Annotated in this window: 22 protein-coding genes and 1 riboswitch; of the genes, 13 read left to right on the forward strand and 9 right to left on the reverse strand. The window is 38.0% G+C overall.

Annotation, left to right across the window (positions count from 1 at the left end; genetic code table 11):
* Positions 1-66 precede the first annotated feature (66 nt).
* The gene (locus tag ACFFHF_RS01360; RefSeq protein WP_377057458.1) at positions 67-1062 is read left to right on the forward strand and encodes a methyl-accepting chemotaxis protein; all 996 of its coding nucleotides are present in this window, start codon (positions 67-69) and stop codon (positions 1060-1062) included.
* Between the two features lie 70 nt (positions 1063-1132).
* Here the strand turns inward: ACFFHF_RS01360 and ACFFHF_RS01365 are convergent, their stop codons facing one another.
* A complete protein-coding gene (locus ACFFHF_RS01365; protein ID WP_119709552.1) occupies positions 1133-1390 on the reverse strand; it encodes a DUF6154 family protein in 258 nt (85 codons plus the stop codon).
* A 165-nt stretch (positions 1391-1555) separates the two neighbouring features.
* On the opposite strand from ACFFHF_RS01365, the gene ACFFHF_RS01370 reads away from it, so the two are divergent.
* Both ACFFHF_RS01370 and ytkD read left to right on the forward strand, forming a co-directional pair.
* Entirely contained in the window at positions 1556-1885 is a 330-nt protein-coding gene (locus ACFFHF_RS01370) for a hydrolase (protein ID WP_377057459.1), read from the forward strand.
* Positions 1886-2028: 143 nt separating this feature from the next.
* Positions 2029-2499: an RNA deprotection pyrophosphohydrolase gene (gene ytkD, locus ACFFHF_RS01375; protein ID WP_377057460.1), complete on the forward strand. Its 471-nt coding sequence runs from the start codon at positions 2029-2031 to the stop codon at positions 2497-2499.
* 29 nt (positions 2500-2528) lie between these two features.
* On the opposite strand, the gene ACFFHF_RS01380 is transcribed toward ytkD, so the two are convergent.
* Genes ACFFHF_RS01380 through ACFFHF_RS01390 form a run of 3 tightly spaced genes read right to left on the reverse strand, consistent with a single transcriptional unit; the run spans position 2529 to position 5115 of the window.
* On the reverse strand, positions 2529-3335 hold the full coding sequence (locus ACFFHF_RS01380; protein WP_377057461.1) for an ABC transporter permease: 807 nt from the start codon (positions 3333-3335) through the stop codon (positions 2529-2531).
* Positions 3325-4092, reverse strand: coding sequence for an ABC transporter ATP-binding protein (locus ACFFHF_RS01385; protein ID WP_377057462.1), 768 nt, complete (start codon positions 4090-4092; stop codon positions 3325-3327). Before ACFFHF_RS01385 ends, ACFFHF_RS01380 begins: the two co-directional genes overlap by 11 nt.
* Positions 4093-4119: 27 nt before the next feature.
* Entirely contained in the window at positions 4120-5115 is a 996-nt protein-coding gene (locus ACFFHF_RS01390; protein WP_160546900.1) for an ABC transporter substrate-binding protein, read from the reverse strand.
* Positions 5116-5245: 130 nt separating this feature from the next.
* Here ACFFHF_RS01390 and ACFFHF_RS01395 point away from each other — a divergent pair, with 130 nt between their 5' ends.
* Positions 5246-6025, forward strand: coding sequence for an alpha/beta hydrolase family protein (locus ACFFHF_RS01395; protein WP_160546991.1), 780 nt, complete (start codon positions 5246-5248; stop codon positions 6023-6025).
* 34 nt (positions 6026-6059) lie between these two features.
* A complete protein-coding gene (locus ACFFHF_RS01400) occupies positions 6060-6302 on the forward strand; it encodes a DUF2584 domain-containing protein (RefSeq protein WP_160546901.1) in 243 nt (80 codons plus the stop codon).
* Positions 6303-6338: 36 nt separating this feature from the next.
* Here the strand turns inward: ACFFHF_RS01400 and pckA are convergent, their stop codons facing one another.
* Positions 6339-7925, reverse strand: a complete 1587-nt coding sequence (gene pckA / locus ACFFHF_RS01405; protein WP_377057463.1) for a phosphoenolpyruvate carboxykinase (ATP) — start codon at positions 7923-7925, stop codon at positions 6339-6341.
* Positions 7926-8303: 378 nt separating this feature from the next.
* Positions 8304-8442, forward strand: a riboswitch (SAM riboswitch).
* Between the two features lie 230 nt (positions 8443-8672).
* Between pckA and metK the strand changes: the two genes are divergently transcribed.
* Positions 8673-9875, forward strand: coding sequence for a methionine adenosyltransferase (gene metK, locus ACFFHF_RS01410; RefSeq protein WP_160546903.1), 1203 nt, complete (start codon positions 8673-8675; stop codon positions 9873-9875).
* 242 nt (positions 9876-10117) lie between these two features.
* The gene (gene asnB, locus ACFFHF_RS01415) at positions 10118-12013 is read left to right on the forward strand and encodes an asparagine synthase (glutamine-hydrolyzing) (protein WP_377057465.1); all 1896 of its coding nucleotides are present in this window, start codon (positions 10118-10120) and stop codon (positions 12011-12013) included.
* Here asnB and ACFFHF_RS01420 read toward each other — a convergent pair whose 3' ends face one another.
* Positions 12014-12874 carry a C39 family peptidase gene (locus ACFFHF_RS01420; RefSeq protein WP_377057467.1) on the reverse strand — a complete coding sequence of 287 codons (861 nt, stop codon included), beginning with the start codon at positions 12872-12874 and terminating at the stop codon, positions 12014-12016.
* 94 nt (positions 12875-12968) lie between these two features.
* Positions 12969-13481 carry a gamma carbonic anhydrase gene (locus ACFFHF_RS01425; RefSeq protein WP_160546906.1) on the reverse strand — a complete coding sequence of 171 codons (513 nt, stop codon included), beginning with the start codon at positions 13479-13481 and terminating at the stop codon, positions 12969-12971.
* A gap of 87 nt (positions 13482-13568) precedes the next feature.
* On the opposite strand from ACFFHF_RS01425, the gene ACFFHF_RS01430 reads away from it, so the two are divergent.
* Together ACFFHF_RS01430 and tbcS are read left to right on the forward strand one after the other, a co-directional pair.
* Positions 13569-14372, forward strand: coding sequence for an alpha/beta hydrolase (locus ACFFHF_RS01430; protein WP_377057469.1), 804 nt, complete (start codon positions 13569-13571; stop codon positions 14370-14372).
* A 14-nt stretch (positions 14373-14386) separates the two neighbouring features.
* A complete protein-coding gene (gene tbcS, locus ACFFHF_RS01435; RefSeq protein ID WP_377057471.1) occupies positions 14387-15472 on the forward strand; it encodes a tetraprenyl-beta-curcumene synthase in 1086 nt (361 codons plus the stop codon).
* Positions 15473-15504: 32 nt separating this feature from the next.
* Here tbcS and mnmM read toward each other — a convergent pair whose 3' ends face one another.
* On the reverse strand, positions 15505-16080 hold the full coding sequence (gene mnmM / locus ACFFHF_RS01440; RefSeq protein ID WP_377057473.1) for a tRNA 5-(aminomethyl)-2-thiouridylate-methyltransferase MnmM: 576 nt from the start codon (positions 16078-16080) through the stop codon (positions 15505-15507).
* Entirely contained in the window at positions 16077-17039 is a 963-nt protein-coding gene (mnmL, locus tag ACFFHF_RS01445) for a tRNA modification radical SAM protein MnmL/YtqA (RefSeq protein ID WP_340904967.1), read from the reverse strand. Before mnmL ends, mnmM begins: the two co-directional genes overlap by 4 nt.
* 179 nt (positions 17040-17218) lie before the next feature.
* Between mnmL and ACFFHF_RS01450 the strand changes: the two genes are divergently transcribed.
* From ACFFHF_RS01450 to ACFFHF_RS01465, 4 genes are all read left to right on the forward strand, one after another.
* On the forward strand, positions 17219-17482 hold the full coding sequence (locus tag ACFFHF_RS01450) for a YtzC family protein (protein ID WP_160546910.1): 264 nt from the start codon (positions 17219-17221) through the stop codon (positions 17480-17482).
* A 10-nt stretch (positions 17483-17492) separates the two neighbouring features.
* The gene (locus ACFFHF_RS01455; RefSeq protein ID WP_160546911.1) at positions 17493-17672 is read left to right on the forward strand and encodes a glycogen biosynthesis protein GlgD; all 180 of its coding nucleotides are present in this window, start codon (positions 17493-17495) and stop codon (positions 17670-17672) included.
* 155 nt (positions 17673-17827) lie between these two features.
* The gene (locus ACFFHF_RS01460; protein WP_160546912.1) at positions 17828-18244 is read left to right on the forward strand and encodes an MFS transporter; all 417 of its coding nucleotides are present in this window, start codon (positions 17828-17830) and stop codon (positions 18242-18244) included.
* A 446-nt stretch (positions 18245-18690) separates the two neighbouring features.
* Entirely contained in the window at positions 18691-19254 is a 564-nt protein-coding gene (locus tag ACFFHF_RS01465) for a tyrosine-type recombinase/integrase (protein WP_160546913.1), read from the forward strand.
* Positions 19255-19320: the final 66 nt, after the last annotated feature.

Here is a 19320-nt window from a genome sequence, read left to right on the forward strand (position 1 = left end):
GATATTATTTATCGTATCATGTCACAAAACATAACATAGATGTTCGGTTGAGAGGAGAATGAGTAGATGGTCAGTACTCAAGAGAAAAATTTAAATGTATCCGTGCTGATGAATGAATTAAAGCAAGAAAATAGTAAGATGGAAGGTGTTATGCAAAATATTAAAGACATTTCCATGAAATCCAATATATTAGCATTAAATTCAGGAATTGAGGCAGCAAGAGCGGGAGAAGCAGGACGAGCATTTTCAGTTGTTGCCAAGGAGATTAAAAAGTTTGCTCAAGATTGCTTAGATTCTAGCAAAGCAAGTGAGAGTATTATTAAAAGTATACAAACAAAGGCAAATAATATTATTGCATTAAGAACGGTAGATATTGCCTTTGATACGATTGATAAAATTGATCGGAATTTATTTGAAAGAAATTGTGATGTTCAGGCATGGGCAACCTTTGATGCCATTAAGGAATGTTTAATTCAGCCTACTCCTGCTTCCAAAAAGACAGCTGAAGCATTCATGAAAAATATTTATAAGATTTATGAAGTGTATTTTGATTTATTCGTTGTTGATTTATCGGGAGAAATTCTGGTTGCCGCGCAAAATCAGAGTCAAGTTGGGCGAAATATGAGTGACCGGGAGTGGTTTCAAGAAACGGTAAAAACAAACGATGTGTACGTTACAGATATGTACTATTCTTCTGTTGTTGAAGGGCATACCATGGGGTATTCTAGTCCGGTTCGAAATGATGCAGGGGAAGTCATTGGGGTATTCACCACCCGATTTAACTGGGAGTACATTTATGACATTATTGACCGCGTTCAAACAGATGAAAAAAGTAAGCTTTATGCCATCAATTCAGAAGGTTATGTTATCGCTTCAAAGGACCGTACTGAAATTTTAAAAACCAAGCTCACTCATTTAAAAGCTGTCCAAAATATTCTATCCGGAAGAGAAACTCGAGGGTATACGATTGAGGATAATCAAATTTTCGCATACTCATTAACAGAAGGGTATAATGCCTATAAAGGTAAAGGTTGGTCAGTTATTGTTGCAGAGACTATATAGAGTAAAATAAAGGAAGCTGACTAGTTTTAGTCAGCTTCTGTATATGTGCTTTCGTTTCTTCTATGTACCGTTAGTGAAAGTTCCGTTGTTGGAAGTTTGGGATTTTCCGTTGGCCGTATTCTTCTTGAGCAAATTTCCCTTTCAATCCTTCAATGAGATAGACACCAACTAAATCGTACAATTCCTGCTTATCGAGATCCTTAATAATATTTAGCAAATCTTCTTGCGTTAACTCCTCTAAAAAGGCAAAAGCAAGCATATCAATATCTTCTTCATCACCTGTTAACTTGTGCCGATAAAACTCGTATATTTCATCTACAAGCTTCACGATTTTCACCTCCCTTATTTTTATTATAAAGGTATTGTTATCATTATACTTCAGCAATACCCGTAAATATGTAAACTATTCTTTAATTTTCTTCATGAAGGTGTTGGGAAAAAGAGAATAAATCATTTCCATGTGCTAATTATAATAAAAAAGGGAGTGTCGGTCATGGATAATGAGAGAAAGACATACTATATTTCGGTTAGCACAGGAGAAATCACACAAAGCAGAACGAGCTCTCCTTGGAATTTTAAAATTGAAGCCACAGATGATGAGATCATTCAGCTTCGTGAGTATTTTGATCAAAATCATGCAAATGACTGGGAAAACTTTTTCCGTGCACACGTTCCATATGTACAATATCATCATGATAGAGAAAATGATGCCTATGATTCAGTTACGGTTCAAGTGTATAAAATGATCTATAATCTCGGTGATGAAGAAGCTAAAAAACATATTGAGTCTATGGGTATTCTAAACAACAAACCGCTTACGTAATTCGAAAGCGGTTTGTCTGTTTTTGCATCTTTATTTCTTTGATACCTTATCAACTTCAATCCCTTCGACAGATATACAATTGGAAAAACAACTGGTTTCCGCTATGATGTAAATAACATAGAAGGATTAAGGGTGAAGGGTTCATGGAGATGTTTAGGGATCATTTGGGAGCACAAGTGTTGCTCTCGTTTGGAGAAAATAGGTTTGGTGCTATTGTCAAACATGTTCTTATTTTAAGTAAATATAAAAATGGGTGGATACTGACCAAACATAAAAAAAGAGGTCTTGAATTTCCTGGTGGGAAAGTGGAGCCCGGGGAAACATTAGTGGAAGCTGCAACCCGGGAAGTATTCGAAGAGACAGGCGGCGTGTTAAATAAGTTAATAAAAATTGGCCATTATGAAGTTCGTAATGGGGATGAGAGATTTATTAAAGCGATTTTTTACGGAGAGATTAAGGAACTGATAAGGAAAGATGACTTTCTAGAAACGGATGGCCCTGTGTTCATTGATGATCCACACCTAAGTGATCGATTGAGTGATGATTATAGTTTTATTATGAAGGATGCTGTGGTTGAAAAGAGTATGAATTACATACAAACGCATTTGCTGTAAAAAAGAGGCAAGGATGAACCATCGCCTCTTTAATTACTTTTAATCAATTTTCTTTCTAATAGCTCAACTAACTGGTACATGATGGTCGCGAAAACGGCAATAATCAGTAAGGAGAGTAGTACAAGGGTGAAATTAAATACCTGAAAGCCATAGATAATCATATACCCCAGTCCTTTAGACGAAACGAGGAATTCTCCAACGATGACCCCAACCCAAGAGAGTCCAACATTCACCTTAAGTGTTGAAATGATGGTAGGGAAACAAGCTGGAAGGATGGCCTCTTTGAAACATTGGGATCTGGTGGCACCGAATGTTTGTAGTACTTTAATATAATTGGGATCCACTTCTTTAAACGCTGTGTAAACGACAATGGTCGTAATGATGACCGAGATGATTGCACCCATCGCAATGATAGAAGTCATATTTGGACCAAGTGCAACGATTAATATTGGACCTAAGGCAACCTTGGGCATAGCATTTAAAATGACTAGATAGGGATCAAGTACCTTTGACAGGAAAGGTGACCACCAGAGAATGGCAGCAAGAATAGTTCCTAGAAGTGTTCCTAAAATAAAACCAAGAACGGTTTCTGATAACGTGTAACCTAAGTCTACGAAAATTGTACCATCTTGGATTTTTTTTATGAATAAATCCCATACTTTTGAAGGGGCACTAAAGATTAATGGGTCAATCCATTGTTTCTTGCTTGAAATCTCCCATCCTAAGAAAAATACAAAGAAGATAATAAATTGGTAGAAACGGACCCATCTTTTTTCATATGTGAGCTTTTTAATATAATTCTTATGAAGGAGCTCTACTGGCTGGTTATGATTCAAGTGATTCCAACTCCTTCCATATTTCTTGGAATAGCTGAGAATAAATTTCGTGATTTCTTGCTTGAAAAGGAGAGAGTTCTCTTAACTCCTTTGGAACCTCAAATGACTGGTAAATTTGGCCAGGACGAGCAGAAAATAAATAAATTCTGTCACTCATGGCGATAGCTTCTCCAATATCATGTGTGACAAGGATGGCTGTTTTTCCGAAGGATTTTAGTGTCTCAGACACAAGATCCTCTAGTCGAAGTTTTGTTTGATAGTCTAGAGCAGAAAATGGTTCATCTAGCATAAGTAACTTCGGTTCCGTTACTAAAGTCCTAACTAGTGCAACTCGTTGTCTCATTCCACCAGAGAGTTGTTTAGGATATTGTTTTTCATAGCCCTTTAATCCCATTTCTTCAAGAAGAGAAAAGGCATATTCCTTTTTAGCACTGTCTTCAATTCCAAAAATTTTTAAACCAAGCAATATATTTTCCTCAATGGTTTTCCAAGGAAATAAATAATCTTGCTGGAGCATATATCCGATTTTTTTTTTAGATTTGTTAACAGAACGATTCTCAAGCAGGATGGTACCCTCCGTTGGTTGAAATAATCCTGCTATGATTGAAAGTAGGGTTGTTTTTCCGCATCCACTTGGACCAAGGAAGGAGATGAATTCTCCTTCCTCAAGTTCAAGTGAAATGTCGGAGAGGGCTGTTGTAGCAGAGGTCTTAGTAAAATACGTGTGATGGATATGTTCTACCTTTAAAAAGCTCATAGTCGGCCACCTCGAAATTAATAAATTTTATTTCATTACCTCTTCGGCAATTTCGGTATTTACAAGCACACTGTGATCCACTCTTTTTGGTAACTCGCCAGCTTCATCCATAATATTTTGAAGGTTTTCCCATTCTTCTTCATCAAGCACTGGATTAGTTGCATAAGATCCCTGGCTCTTGTATCGGTCAACTACCGTCTCGATTAAGCTTAAGTCGGTATCCTCGAAGTAAGGAGAAATGGCTTCAGCGATATCCTTTGCAGAATTCTCTGCTACCCATTTTTGAGCTTTATAAATAGCTCTTGCGAATTTTTCAACGGTTTCTTTGTTTTCCGTCATATAGCTTTCTTTTGACATAAAGGTTGTATAAGGTACCATACCTGACTCTGTTCCAAACGAAGCGACAATATGACCTCTTCCTTCCTGTTCAAACACGCTCGCGGTTGGTTCGAAGAGCTGGACGAAGTCTCCAGTTCCAGAAGCAAAGGCACTTGAAATATTGGCAAAATCAATATTTTGGATCAGGTTCAGGTCGTTATGGGGATCGATATCATGCTGTTTTAGCACGTATTCCCCAACCATTTGTGGCATACCGCCTTTTCTTTGACCTAAAAAGGTCGATTCTTTCAGCATATCCCATGAAAAATCATCAATTTTTTCACGAGATACAAGGAAAGTACCATCTGTTTGTGTAAGTTGCGCAAAGTTGATGACAGGGTCATTTGCTTCTTGAGCATAAACGTAAATAGACGTTTCAGAGCCAACGAGAGCAACATCAATACTATTGGATAGCAGAGCAGTCATTGTCTTGTCTCCACCTGAGGTAGTGGTTAGCTCAATATCCAAACCTTCTTCTTCAAAAAAACCTTTTTCAATGGCAACATATTCAGGTGCGTAGAAAATGGAACGGGTCACTTCGCCAATTCGTACTTTCTGGACTTCTTCCTTGCTGCAGGCAGCAATCGGTATAATGAGAATAACGACTAGGACCATGGAAAAGAAAATCTTAAATGACTTTTTCATTTTATGGATAACCTCCTTAATAGATAACCTTTTTCAGTGAACGGTTTGTGCGCCTAACATATCGTATGAAGTCGAAAAAAATGTGTGAATGCCTGGATGAAAAACATCTGTAAAGGAGTGTGACAGTTGGATGTATTGTTTAGATATTGTGGATATGGAGCGGTTTCCTTCGCCTCATCCTTATGTGGAATTATCAATAGTCACGTATTATTCTGAGGGATATAAGGTGAAAGGGATGTTAGCGGAACCTAAAGGAGAGGAAGCGTTAGATGGCTTTTTATATTTAAGAGGAGGAATTAAAGGTGTAGGAAAGGTTAGACCTTCAAGATTGGTGCAATTTGCTTGTGAAGGGTTTATTGTGTTTGCACCGTTTTACCGGGGAAATCAAGGAGGAGAAGGAAATGAAGATTTCGGTGGAGATGATCGAGAAGATGCATTTGCAGGGTATCGAATCCTACAACAACACTCAAGAGTGAAAAGGGTACATGTATTTGGATTTTCTCGTGGCGGAGTGATGGCATTATTAACTGCCATCAAGTTTCCTGATACGGCCTCTCTCGTTACCTGGGGTGGTGTAAGTGATATGAATCTTACATATATAGAAAGAGAAGATTTAAGAAGGATGATGAAGAGAGTCATTGGTGGTACACCGACGAAATATCCAGAAAGATATAAATTTCGGACTCCGTTGTATGAGATTGAACGATTACACTGTCCCACTTTAATCATCCATGGATCAAAGGATCAAAATGTAAGTGTGGATCATGCCAGACGATTGGAAGAGAGGTTAAAGGATAGGGGTCATCCAGTGGAGAGCTGGTATTTTGAGGAGTTGACACATTATTTTCCTCCAAATATTAACCGAAAAGTCGTTACAGACTTAACTCAATGGATGAAAAAACAGTCATAATAATGATAATATATAGGAAAAGGAGTGGAGAATTATGGGTATGCCATTAGAGCTTAATACAATGATTGTTACTAAGGGTAGAGAAAAGCGAGTGGAGGAAAACTTGTTTACACTAACCAAAGAAGGATACCGCTTATATCCAATAGACATTCCTCTTGAGGTAAGAAGAACGATTGAAGGGGAAGTTAGTGGAATGGCAAAAATTAAAAAAGTGATTTTAGAAGGTGAACAAACGACGATTGAGTATCAATTGATCTCTTTACATTCATCTAACTAAAAGAGCGTAATCGACTGATTACGCTCTTTTTAAAACTTATACTAAAGGACCGCCTTTATCGACAATCTGTGCTGAAACATTGGCGAATTTTTTAAAGTTATCTTTGAATTTTGTGGCTAGTTCGTTCGCTTTCATCTGGTATGCCTCTTGGTCAGCCCATGTTCGGTTTGGCTGAAGAACATCATCTGGTACACCAGGAACATGTAGAGGGATTTCCAATCCAAAAATAGGGTCTTTGCATGTTTCTACATGATTTAGTTCCCCTTCAAGAGCTGCCTGTACCATTGAGCGTGTGTATGATAGCTTCATTCTACTTCCTACACCATACTCACCACCAGTCCAGCCTGTATTCACTAGATAAACCTTCGCATTATGCTCGTCAATCTTCGTTCCTAGCATTTCAGCATAGCGAGTTGCTTCTAATGGTAGGAAAGGAGAGCCGAAGCAAGTGGAGAATGTTGCTTGTGGTGAAGTGATTCCTTGTTCCGTTCCAGCAAGTTTTGATGTGTAACCGCTTAAGAAATGGTACATTGCTTGTTCCTTAGAAAGCTTTGCAATGGGAGGTAGTACCCCGAAAGCATCAGCTGTAAGGAATATGATTGTATTAGGATGTCCTGCGACACTTGGATCGACGATATTACTAATCGATTGGATCGGGTAAGCAGCACGCGTATTCTCAGTTAATGTTCCATCATCATAATCAGCGACTCGTGTTTCCTTATTCAGCACGACGTTCTCTAATACAGATCCGAAATGAATGGCGTCAAAGATTTGAGGCTCCTTTTCTCTTGAAAGGTTAATGCACTTAGCGTAGCAACCTCCTTCGATATTAAAAACACCATTAGCTGACCAGCCGTGTTCATCATCTCCGATTAGGCGTCGATTTGCATCAGCTGATAAGGTCGTTTTCCCTGTTCCTGATAAGCCGAAGAATAAAGCAACATCGCCTTCAACGCCGACATTTGCTGAGCAGTGCATTGGGAGAATATTATTTTCAGGCAGTAAGTAGTTCATGATGGAGAAAATGGACTTCTTCATCTCTCCTGCATATTCTGTGCCGCCGATTAATACGGTCTTTCTTTCAAAAGAGACAATGATAAAAGTCTCTGATTTCGTTCCATCAATCATAGGGTCAGCTTTAAAGTTTGGAGCTGAGATGACTGTGAATTGTTCTTCATGAGTCAAAAGCTCTTCTGCTGTTGGTCTAATGAATAACTGGTGGGCAAATAGATTATGCCATGCGAACTCATTTATCACTTGTATGGGTAGGCGATGCTTCTTATCTGCACCAGCAAACCCTTTGAAAACAAACAGCTCATCTCTATCTTTCAAGTAACCTAGTACTTTATTATATAAACGTTCGAATACTTCTGGAGAGATTGGTTGGTTAACTGTTCCCCAGTCAATCTTGTCCTTTGTTGAAGCTTCTTCAACGATGAATTTGTCTTTAGGAGACCGACCAGTATATTTTCCTGTTGTTGCTCGAACTGCTCCTGTCGAAGTTAAGACTCCTTCGTTTCTAGTAAGAACCTTTTCAACTAATTGTGGTACAGATAGTTGCACATGCACATGACCAGAGGCTAACAATTCACTTAATTGGTTAGAAATACGGACAGAGTTCATCTGATGACTACCTACCTTTATTTGTTATTTTTAATTAGTATAACACATTAACTTAATTAGTCTATACTATTTGAAAAAATATTAGAGGGTGCAAGAAAAAACATCGTATTCGACCTATTTTTAAGCCTTTTTATTTCATAAAAGGATGGATCGCAGGCAATAGTCTATACTATTAATAGAAGGGACAAATTCAAATGGGAACAATTGCGTTATATGATGCTAAGTGTTCATATTATTCTTCCAGATGGGAAGGTCTTGGGAATATGGAAATGGGAAGATATTAGTTGCTCATTATTTGAAGAAAGAACCAACTATTTTTCATAAAGATGTTGACAGTATTTGACGAAGTACGGTATTATTCTACATTGAACGGATACTCTCTTATCCCGAGCTGGTGGAGGGACAGGCCCTATGAAACCCAGCAACCTGCTTTAATAATTAATTACATAAACTGTAATTAATATAAAAGAGAAGGTGCTAACCTGAGGCAAGGATTTTAGTCCTTGAACGATAAGAGCGAAAGGCGCAAATTACTTTGCTATCACCCTTTCCTCAAGCAGGGAAGGTTTTTTATTTTGCATAAAGTTTTTATTGCGGTGGGTAATTTTTCAAACCTTCATAATAAAAATGGCATGTTTATTTCATACTACTTAGGGAATGAGTTCCGTATCAAATGGAAGGTTTTGTTTATGTTGATATGATAAGCATACCTTTTTCTCAAGTATAAATAAAATAGGAGGTCAGGAGATGTCAAAAAAACGTCGTTTATTTACATCCGAGTCAGTTACAGAAGGTCATCCGGATAAGATCAGTGACCAAATTTCAGACTCAATTTTAGATGCTATTTTAGCAAAAGACGCAAATGCTCGTGTTGCTGCTGAAACGTCAGTAACTACAGGGTTAGTATTAGTTGCTGGGGAAATTACAACCTCTACATACGTAGATATTCCAAAGATTGTTCGCGAAACAATTAAGGAAATTGGGTACACTCGTGCAAAATATGGTTTCGATTCTGAAACATGTGCGGTTTTAACTTCTATTGATGAGCAATCAGCTGATATTGCAATGGGAGTAGACCAAGCACTAGAAGCACGTGAAGGATCCATGTCTGATGAAGAAATTGATGCAATTGGAGCAGGAGACCAAGGATTAATGTTTGGTTTTGCTTGTAATGAAACAAAAGAGCTTATGCCTCTTCCAATTTCTTTAGCACATAAACTAGCTCGAAGATTAACTGAAGTTCGTAAGGAAGATATTCTACCTTACCTTCGTCCTGATGGTAAAACTCAAGTTACAGTTGAATACGATGAAAATAATAAACCAGTTCGTATTGATACCATTGTTATTTCAACACAGCACCATCCTGAAGTAACATTGGAGCAAATTCAACGAAATCTTAAAGAGTATGTTATTAATCCTGTTGTACCAGAAGAGTTAATTGATGAAAATACAAAGTATTTCATTAACCCAACTGGACGTTTCGTAATCGGTGGACCACAAGGTGACGCTGGATTAACAGGACGTAAAATTATTGTTGATACGTACGGTGGTTATGCTCGTCACGGTGGCGGCGCATTCTCTGGTAAGGATCCTACAAAGGTTGACCGTTCAGCTGCTTATGCTGCTCGTTATGTAGCAAAGAATCTTGTTGCTGCAGGCCTAGCAGATAAAGTGGAAGTACAGCTTGCATATGCAATCGGTGTTGCACATCCAGTATCTATCTCTATTGATACTTTTGGAACAAGCGAAGTAAGTGAAGAAGTTCTTATTGAAGTAGTTCGTAATAACTTCGATCTTCGTCCAGCTGGAATCATTAATATGCTTGATTTAAGACGTCCTATCTATAAGCAAACTGCTGCTTATGGTCACTTTGGCCGTACAGATGTAGATCTTCCATGGGAGCGTACTGATAAAGCTGATACACTTCGTAAAGAAGCTCTTGAAAGATAATATTAATAGTAAAAATTCAGCCGGGAGTTACAGAAAATTTGTAACTCCCGGTTTTTCTTTTCGTCTATAAGGGTATGGTGGTTTAGAAGCAAAAAGGGATGTAAACAATGGGTAGTAAGCTTGAATTTTTAGGAAATGGTCAATTTGACAGTGCGATTCGATAATTTTAGTGGTAGTATTAATAGGTATTCTTTCTGAATGGAAGATTAAACTCGTAAGAACGGAGTAGGTGAGTTACATACATGTGTGGTTTTATTGGATGTGTTCATGACAAATCGCAAGTGTTTAGTGATGGACAAAAACAACAATTTGAAAATATGAATAATGTGATTACACATCGCGGACCTGATGATGACGGATATTTCTATGATTCTCATGTTCAATTTGGGTTTCGTCGTTTAAGTATCATTGATATAGAAAGTGGGCATCAACCCCTTCATTTTGAAAACGAAAGATACTGGATTATTTTTAACGGTGAAATCTATAACTATGTTGAATTAAGAGAAGAGCTTTTGGCAGAAGGAATTACCTTTGCAACAAGCTCTGATACAGAAGTAATTATTGCTCTGTATAGCCATCTGAAGGAAAAAGCTGTGGAGAAGCTTCGTGGAATGTTTGCCTTTGTTATTTGGGATAAGGTTGAGAAGACGCTTTATGGAGCACGTGATCCATTCGGAATCAAGCCTTTCTTCTACTTTGATGACGGCGAAAAGACATTTTTTGCATCTGAGAAAAAGAGTATTTTACTTGCACTGCAAAACGTTGTATTGAACTATGATTCTTTACAGTATTACTTAACGTATCAGTTTGTTCCTGAGCCTCATACGATGTCAGAAGGTATTTCAAAATTAGAACCAGGACACTACTTTACAAAGAAAATGGGCTCTGAAATGGAAATCAAGCGTTATTGGAAGGCTCATTTCCACCCAGTAAGAAAGTCAGAGAGTGATTTTGTAAAGGAAATAAAAGATGTTCTTTTTGATTCTGTCAAAATTCATATGAGAAGTGATGTTCCAGTTGGTTCCTTCCTTTCTGGTGGAATTGACTCTTCGATCATTGCTTCCATTGCAAAAGAATTCCATCCAGCGATTAAGACATTTTCTGTAGGTTTTGATCATAATGGGTTTAGTGAAATTGATGTCGCTAAGGAAACGGCTGATAAGCTAGGAGTAGAAAATATTAGCTATATCATTACTCCAGAAGAGTATATGAATGAAGTGCCGAAAATTATGTGGCATATGGACGATCCACTTGCAGACCCTGCATGTGTTCCCTTATATTTTGTCGCACGTGAAGCTCGTAAGCACGTGACAGTGGTTCTATCTGGAGAAGGTGCAGATGAGCTATTTGGTGGCTACAATATTTATAGAGAGCCTCAGAGTCTAGAGGTGTTTAATAAAATTCCACAGATTGGAAAAGCGTTTTTACGTTTGCTAGCGAAATTGATGCCAGAAGGTATGCGTGGGAAGAGCTTTATTGAACGTGGTTTGACTCCATTAGAAGAACGCTATATCGGAAATGCAAAGATGTTTAGTGAGTTGGAAAAGAGTGACCTTTTAAACACGTATAACAAAGGTTTAGATTTCACTAATATCACAAAGCCTTTATATAAAGAAAGTGAAGGCTACGATCCAGTTGACCGTATGCAGTATATTGATATTCACACATGGATGCGTGGAGATATTTTATTAAAGGCTGACAAAATGACCATGGCTCATTCGTTAGAGCTTCGTGTCCCATTTTTAGATAAAGCCGTTTTTGAGGTTGCTTCTAAAATTCCAACAAGTTTAAAAACAGCGAACGGAACAACAAAGTATGTTCTTAGAAAAGCAGCAGAAGGAATTGTTCCAGAACATGTTCTTAATCGTAAAAAGCTGGGCTTTCCTGTTCCTATTCGTCACTGGTTAAAGGCTGAGATGAACGAGTGGGCGAAGACGATTATTAGAGAAAGTGATACAGATTATTTATTAAATAAGACGTATGTGCTTCAATTGCTTGAGGATCACTGTCAAGGAAAAGCCGATAATAGCAGAAAGATTTGGACGGTGCTCATGTTTATGGTATGGCATCAGGTATATGTAGAAAAAAAGTACTCCTTCGAGAAGGAATACTTAGCGGAAAAAGTATTACAAAGCTAATTAGCGAGGGAGGTAGGTAATTGCCTGACTTCCCATTTGCACCCAGGATTCTTCAAAATCCATTATGGGTGCTTTTTTATTTTTTTCTCCTGTTAATGGATCGTTAAAGTAAACATAATCCTTATCAAAGCCTGTTAATAAAACTGAGTGTTCCTTGAAGGTAATCTCAATTACCCCACTTGGAGTATGCCAGGTCACAAATTCTTTGGATGACAGTTTTTTATAAGAGGTATTGGTGATCACCCAGACCGGACGTTTGTCTGAAAGGTGTATTTTTAATGTATTAAAAGGTGAACCGGTTAAATCTTTAATTTGTCCGGGTAAATATTTTTCAGCCAGTTCTTTAATGGGTTGATGGTACACGCCTAAACCAGGTAATTCTTTTGTATACATGCTCCCGACAAATCCGTCATTAGGATGGCCGTAGTAAACTTTTCCACCGGAGACCTTGTAGGCTGTAGTGTCTTTTTTGATTTCTTCAGCAAGGGTCATCTTATCTACTGAAATATTTGCGTATTGTAATAGCATGGCTAAACTTGTAACTTCACAGCCCCGTGGAAGTTCAGGAAGTTGGTTGATGACTGGTGCATCTAAGAGAACGGTTTCCTCTAGCGGAATAATCGTAAGGTCGACTTGATCATCGATAAAAGTGTTCGTCGAATGTAGAGGGGCTTGTACCCAGGTTTTCATTCGACCTACAGCCTCCGCAATATGTGGTGTTTGTGCTAAGGTGAAGAACCCTAGTAAAACCACTCCAATTATAGAAAAAGAAGTTTTAAGAGAAGCGCTTCTCTTTATGAAACGTGAAAATATAAATAGTATGAAAATTAAAATTCCTATTAATATGATTAGTGTAATCATTGGCACCACCGATACAACATGTAGTTAAGCATTTTATTATTAGTTATATCGGCATATTTCCTCTAGTTTTAAGATACTTTTTCTAAGAAAATTCTTATTTTTGTATCGATTTATAGTATTGCCCTTTTTCTACGTACTGGTTCATGATTCGGTCACGATCCTTAATATCTTCCTCGGTCAACTCGCGAATGACCTTGGCTGGGCGGCCGAATGCTAGCGTGTTCGGTGGAATTTTCTTTCCTTGAGGAACTAAACTTCCGGCTCCAATGAATGCACCTTCGCCAATTTCTGCCTGATCTAGTATAATAGAACCCATTCCAACTAAAGCTTTCTTTCGGATGATGCAGCTATGCAAAATCACTTGGTGACCGATCGTGACTTCGTCTTCAATTATGAGCGGATTATTTGGACTTTGGTGTAAAATAGAGTTATCCTGAATGTTCACGCGGTCCCCTATAATAGTTGGGGCAACATCTCCGCGGATAACCGTGCCGAACCATATGCTTGTATGTTCACCAATGACAACATCTCCCGTTACAGTCGAATATTCGGCAAGGTACGCACTTTTGGCAATTCTCGGGGTTTTATCGTAATAAGGATAAATCATATACATCCTCCTTTAAGTAATCATATATATTTACTATAACGAATTTATATCATATTTTCTTATACTTTTTTAGAAGGAGCAATACATATGTGGAAATGGGAAGCAGAAGGGACTGCTAGAGCAGTTATTGTGATCGTTCATGGGGCGATGGAGCATCATAGAAGGTACGGTTGGCTCATAGAGCAGTGGAGAAATTCGGGCTTTCATGTCGTCATGGGTGATCTGCCAGGTCATGGATTAACGACTAGATCAAGAAGAGGGCATATCGATTCTTTCGAAGAATACGTGAATGAAGTGAAAAAGTGGATTGATGCATCGTATCAATTTGATTTGCCTGTCTTCTTAATTGGTCACAGCATGGGTGGACTGATTACACTAAGGCTTCTGCAAAAAGAGCGATTAAATGTAGCTGGCGTCATTCTTTCCTCTCCTTGCTTAGGTTTAGTAAACAAGCCTTCTCCAATCTTACATGCAGCAACTTTTATTTTAAATAAAGTGTTCCCAGCCTTACGAGTATCTTCAGGAATTACTTTTGACATGGTGACGAGAAATGAAGATGTAAGAGAGTTGGATCTTAAAGACACTTTATATGTGAAAAAGGTATCCGTGCGCTGGTATCGTGAGCTAGAAGAAGCGATGAAGAATGCATTCGCAATGATTAAAAGAACTCAGGACACTCCATTATTAGTCGTTCAAAGTGGGGATGACAGGATCGTAGATAAAGAGAAGGTAAGAACTTGGTTTAACTCCGTCCCATTATCGGAAAAACGTTTCAAGGAATGGCCTAAATGCTATCATGAAGTGTTTAATGAACCAGAACGGGAAGAAGTATTTTTATATGTAAAAGATTTCGTAGAAGGTCAGTTAAAGGGACTAGGATATATTGTGTGAGTGAGGTGAAATGAATGAGTGTTCCAACAATGCCCATCAGCTTAATGACAGAAGTGTATAGAAAGGTTCTACCTGCTGTTCATAGAGAACTGAGGGGTTGGAAGGCACGAGCGGAAGAAATTCCGAATCTAGAGCTCAGGAAGCAAGCACTAGCTAGCATTGAACACAAAACGTTTCATTGTGAAGGCGGTGGAATTCTTTCTTTAATGGGAATGGATCGCTATGAAGAAGCGATTCGTTTTATCGTTGCTTATCAGACGATTAGTGATTATTTAGACAATTTATGTGACCGGAGTACTTCTCTTGATCCGATCGATTTTGCGACATTGCATGAATCAATGGAACATGCTCTTACCGTCGGGAAGGAGCAGAAAAATTATTATGAGCATCGAGAAGACCAAGATGATGGAGGATATTTACATGACCTCGTGGCAACCTGTCAGGAGGTGCTTGCAGGGGTAGATAAATACGAAATGATTCGAGAACACTTGCTTGAGTTATGCCATTATTATTGTGATCTACAAATCCATAAGCATGTTCAACAAGACGAACGAATTCCCCGACTTAAAAATTGGTTTGGTAAGCATAGAAGCAAAATCCCTGAAATGGAATGGTATGAATTTTCTGCTTGCTCGGGTTCTACATTAGGAATCTTCTGCCTTGTATCATTTGCGATGAGCAAAGGATTTACTCATCATCATGCGGATTCCATTCGTGAAGGTTATTTCCCTTATGTGCAAGGATTACATATTCTTCTGGATTACTTTATTGACCAGGAAGAGGATTTAGATGGTGGAGATCTTAATTTCTGCTTTTATTATAAAGATGAAAAAGCGCTGTTCGAACGACTCAATCATTTTGTAAATGAAGCGGATCGACACATTGAAAATCTCCCATATAAAAGGTTTCATCAGTTGATTAACCGTGGTTTATTAGGTATTTATTTATCAGATGATAAAGTACGTAATCAAAAAGGAGTAAGAAAGCTTTCACGAACAATGATATGGAATTCAGGTCCAATCGGGTTATTTTTTTATATCAATGGTCGGCTGTATCGCTCCGTGCAAAAATGGAATATTTTCCGAGCTCGTACACAGTAAAACAGTCTGAAATCAAATTTCAGACTGTTTTTTTATGAGCGTTTTTCAATAGCAATGATAAAGGGGGCATTGTTTTTCTGATTTTCAAACTGATAACGAAGGACATGCGCTTTTAGCTGGTCCAACCCTTTCACATATTGCAAAAGTTCATCCCGTTCTATGGCTCCTTCATCATGCCCATGATAAATAACAAGGACAATGATCCCCTCGACAGCTAAAAGGTCAAAAAGCTGTTCAATGGCAGAGATCGTAGTTTCTGGTTTTGTCACAATGCTCTTGTCCCCACCAGGAAGATAGCCTAAGTTGAAAATTGCTGCTGTTATCTGGCCTTTTGCTGATTCCGGAATAGAGTTTTTCAATTCTTCATGTCCACGATGAATAAGGGTGACACGATTTGAAAGGTTTTCCTCGGTCAGGCGTTCTTTTGTCGCTTGAATTGCTTGTTCTTGAATATCAAAACCATACACATGTCCTGTGCCGCTTGCGAGCTTTGCTAAAAAATAAGTATCATGCCCATTTCCTAGAGTGGCATCAACTGCAATGGTATCCGGGAGAAATGCTTTTTCAAGTAAGTTTCTAGCAAAGGGTAAAATTCTTTCTAGCTTCATAAGCTGGTGGCCTCCACGCGATAGAACTTCCCTTGCCAGCTGTCTCTTCTTTTGAGTTCAGCGTCAATTGAATTTAAGACTTCCCACTTATTCACGCTCCACATCGGCCCAATCATTAAATCAATCGGTCCATCCCCGGTAATTCGATGGACAATCATTTCAGGTGGTAAAATTTCTAATTGGTCACATACTAAGCTTACGTAGTTTTCTAAAGAAAGAAACTCTAATTTGCCCTTCTCATATTGTTTCACCATAGGTGTTCCCTTTAAAAGATGTAATAAATGAATCTTGATTCCTTGAACATCCAGCTTTGCCACTTCTTTTGCAGTTGTCATCATCATGTCATAGGACTCAAGTGGCAACCCATTAATAATATGTGAGCAAATTCGAATATTATGCTTGCGAAGCTTGTTTACTCCTTCAACATAACATTGGTAATCGTGAGCTCTGTTTATCAATAATGCAGTTCTTTCGTGGACTGTTTGAAGGCCAAGCTCTACCCATAAATAAGTTCTCTTATTCAGTTCGGCTAAATATTCAACAACATCGTCAGGTAGACAATCCGGTCTTGTTGCTATTGATATACCTACCACACCTTCTTGGGAAAGGACGCTTTCGAATTTCTCTTTTAATTCTTCAATGGGTCCGTGCGTATTCGTATAAGCTTGAAAATACGCCATATATTTGCCATCTTTCCATTTTGAGTGCATTTTTTCCTTTATATCTTGGAACTGGGTCGTTAAATCATCTACTCTATTTCCTGCGAAATCTCCTGAGCCTGCCGCACTACAAAAGGTACAGCCCCCATAAGCAACCGTACCGTCTCGGTTCGGACAATCAAATCCACCATCAAGTGCAACTTTAAAAACCTTATGTCCAAAAGTTTGTCTTAAGTGGTAATTCCATGTATGGTATCGTTTATTATCTGATGCGTATAAAAAAGGATGCAACTTACTCACCTACGTAGTCTCCTTATAATCAAAGTCTCCTCATTTTATCAGAAAAAGAGGTGACAACCAACTGGATAAAACGATTGGTGAGTTCTGCCACTAGAGAGAAGTTGTAAGAAAAGGAGTACTTGCACAAACTACATATGAAGCATATTGCTTCTTGTCATAAGAATAGGGGGGCTTTAAGAATGGCAACTCATGAATCCATGAATAACCTCTTTGAGAAATGTAATGCGGTTCTCCGAAATGCCGAGACGCAGTATATCATAAGCAGTAGACAGGATCATTATAACGATGAGAATCTTGATATTGCTATGAAAGAACTAGAGGAAGCTTACAATGATGTCGCGAAAATGGCATTAAGTGCAAATGAGGTACAGCGAGAAGACTTACACCGTATGAGGCTGCAAATTCAACAACTCCAAAACCAAATGACGCTACTTGATCGATAGGGGGAGAAGGATGAAAAAGCGTTCGAAACAAAACAACCCTGAGCAAAAAACAAGAAATGGAATCAATAATCAAGACGTAGAGCTTGGATCTGATTTCGATCAGGTTAAAGCTTCAAAAAAGAAGTATGAAAACAAAGGCGGCCAGCCTGTGAAATCAAAGTTTCATCCAGAACCGGAGCAAAGCTCTTAAGCAGATAAGAGTCCCACAGTCGTTGGGACTCTTATCTTTTTGTTTGGCTCTTTTCTAAAACCCCTAAATTTTGGGCAACGTAAATTGCATTAAAGGCACTTCTACCGCCCTTCCTTCCATACCGTTCCTGCCATTGTGGGGCTGCACTTGGCGGTTTGGTTGCATCGTACTCCTTTCAATGGATTTTTGTCGCAAACACGCTAATGTATATCCTCTTTTTATTCATAGCGTTGTTTGGTTATCGCGGAATTCAATCAAGTAATAGTGGTGGTAAGCAAACCAATATTATAGAACAATCTACCTCAGTGAAAAGCCATGCAAAGCTATATGCTCTGTTGATTTTATGTATCGGGTATTTGTTATGCTGGGTTGGTTATGTACAGTGGCAGTCTACCATTGCATCACACACACAGGAGCTCGGGATAACATTGAAGCAATATAGTGTATTATGGACCATAAACGGTGCGTTGATTGTTGTTGCTCAGCCAATCATTAATAAAATATTGAAACCATTTGCTCATCACATCAAAGGGCAAATTATGCAGGTATTCTTATCTTCGTTGTTTCTATAGCTAATGAATTTCAAAATTATTAAAGCAGGTTATTAACTACACGTCTGTACTGCTGTGCTTATTCATGTAATGAATCATACCCTTTACTATGTCATATCGAGCTTTTTTATAGTATGTTACAGTTGCCTCCAAGCTGAATTTCATGCAGTCACTATTAACGCTACTTGATGAATTAATCTAAAACGTCTCAATCCGTTGGTATCACAAGGGTTGAGACGTTTTTTTATTATAAATAATCTACGCAAAACTTATATTAGCACTAATTGACCTTCTTAATCATCCTTCTTCAACAAACGGGGCAGCATTCCTGAAATGAAGATGGACTTTAATGGATAGGGATGTAATTTTAAAAAATAAAAATAATAAAACGAAGATATAATTATTTGTAAGGTTACATAGTATGTGATAACATAATGTTATGTAACGTGATTCGGGAGGTAATCCACATGGAGTATGTCGAGCCTATACGAAATATTGATAGTATTAATACGATAAAAAGCTTATTAAGAAAGAAATCACAAAGAGACTTACTTTTGTTTGTACTCGGTATTAATACAGGAATCAGAATAAGTGATTTGCTATCATTAAAGGTTAAAGAAGTAATGGATGAAACAGGGATAAAGGAATTTTTATACATAGGAGATTCAGCTTGTACTGAAGGAAGGGCCTATTACTTAAATAGTAGCGTTAAAGGCGAATTGATTAGATATTTTGATATGGTAAATTGTAAAAAAGAAGATTATTTATTTAAGTCGTCTAAGTATGACCAACCTATTAGTCGACAGCAAGCATATCGAATTATTAATAAAGCTGCCAAGGAAGCAGGGATCCCAGGAAAGATAGGTACGCATACAATAAGAAAAACCTTTGGTTATCACGCCTATCGAAAAGGAATCGCAATCTCCATTCTAATGGAAATTTATCATCATCATACTCCTTCGGAAACGTTAAAATATTTAGGAATAAATAAAAATGAAAAGAGCCTAATAAGAGTGGATGTAAATTTGTAAATTGACCTTCCAAATATAAAGTCATGAAAAAAAACTCCACTTTAAGTGGAGTATCAATAGTAGATA

It is taken from the genome of Robertmurraya beringensis, from assembly GCF_042433785.1.
Classification (GTDB): domain Bacteria; phylum Bacillota; class Bacilli; order Bacillales; family Cytobacillaceae; genus Robertmurraya_A; species Robertmurraya_A beringensis.

What these genes read in the sequence shown, in the direction of transcription:
- ACFFHF_RS01420 (WP_377057467.1), bottom strand. Translation starts at nt 12,874, where the DNA reads ATGATTACACTAATCATATTAATAGGAATTTTAATTTTCATACTATTT.
- metK (WP_160546903.1), top strand. Translation starts at nt 8,673, where the DNA reads ATGTCAAAAAAACGTCGTTTATTTACATCCGAGTCAGTTACAGAAGGT.
- ACFFHF_RS01465 (WP_160546913.1), top strand. Translation starts at nt 18,691, where the DNA reads ATGGAGTATGTCGAGCCTATACGAAATATTGATAGTATTAATACGATA.
- tbcS (WP_377057471.1), top strand. Translation starts at nt 14,387, where the DNA reads ATGAGTGTTCCAACAATGCCCATCAGCTTAATGACAGAAGTGTATAGA.
- ACFFHF_RS01370 (WP_377057459.1), top strand. Translation starts at nt 1,556, where the DNA reads ATGGATAATGAGAGAAAGACATACTATATTTCGGTTAGCACAGGAGAA.
- ACFFHF_RS01425 (WP_160546906.1), bottom strand. Translation starts at nt 13,481, where the DNA reads ATGATTTATCCTTATTACGATAAAACCCCGAGAATTGCCAAAAGTGCG.
- pckA (WP_377057463.1), bottom strand. Translation starts at nt 7,925, where the DNA reads ATGAACTCTGTCCGTATTTCTAACCAATTAAGTGAATTGTTAGCCTCT.
- ACFFHF_RS01400 (WP_160546901.1), top strand. Translation starts at nt 6,060, where the DNA reads ATGGGTATGCCATTAGAGCTTAATACAATGATTGTTACTAAGGGTAGA.
- ACFFHF_RS01385 (WP_377057462.1), bottom strand. Translation starts at nt 4,092, where the DNA reads ATGAGCTTTTTAAAGGTAGAACATATCCATCACACGTATTTTACTAAG.
- ACFFHF_RS01455 (WP_160546911.1), top strand. Translation starts at nt 17,493, where the DNA reads ATGAAAAAGCGTTCGAAACAAAACAACCCTGAGCAAAAAACAAGAAAT.
- ACFFHF_RS01390 (WP_160546900.1), bottom strand. Translation starts at nt 5,115, where the DNA reads ATGAAAAAGTCATTTAAGATTTTCTTTTCCATGGTCCTAGTCGTTATT.
- ACFFHF_RS01450 (WP_160546910.1), top strand. Translation starts at nt 17,219, where the DNA reads ATGGCAACTCATGAATCCATGAATAACCTCTTTGAGAAATGTAATGCG.
- ACFFHF_RS01395 (WP_160546991.1), top strand. Translation starts at nt 5,246, where the DNA reads ATGTATTGTTTAGATATTGTGGATATGGAGCGGTTTCCTTCGCCTCAT.
- asnB (WP_377057465.1), top strand. Translation starts at nt 10,118, where the DNA reads ATGTGTGGTTTTATTGGATGTGTTCATGACAAATCGCAAGTGTTTAGT.
- mnmM (WP_377057473.1), bottom strand. Translation starts at nt 16,080, where the DNA reads ATGAAGCTAGAAAGAATTTTACCCTTTGCTAGAAACTTACTTGAAAAA.
- ACFFHF_RS01430 (WP_377057469.1), top strand. Translation starts at nt 13,569, where the DNA reads ATGTGGAAATGGGAAGCAGAAGGGACTGCTAGAGCAGTTATTGTGATC.
- ytkD (WP_377057460.1), top strand. Translation starts at nt 2,029, where the DNA reads ATGGAGATGTTTAGGGATCATTTGGGAGCACAAGTGTTGCTCTCGTTT.
- ACFFHF_RS01360 (WP_377057458.1), top strand. Translation starts at nt 67, where the DNA reads ATGGTCAGTACTCAAGAGAAAAATTTAAATGTATCCGTGCTGATGAAT.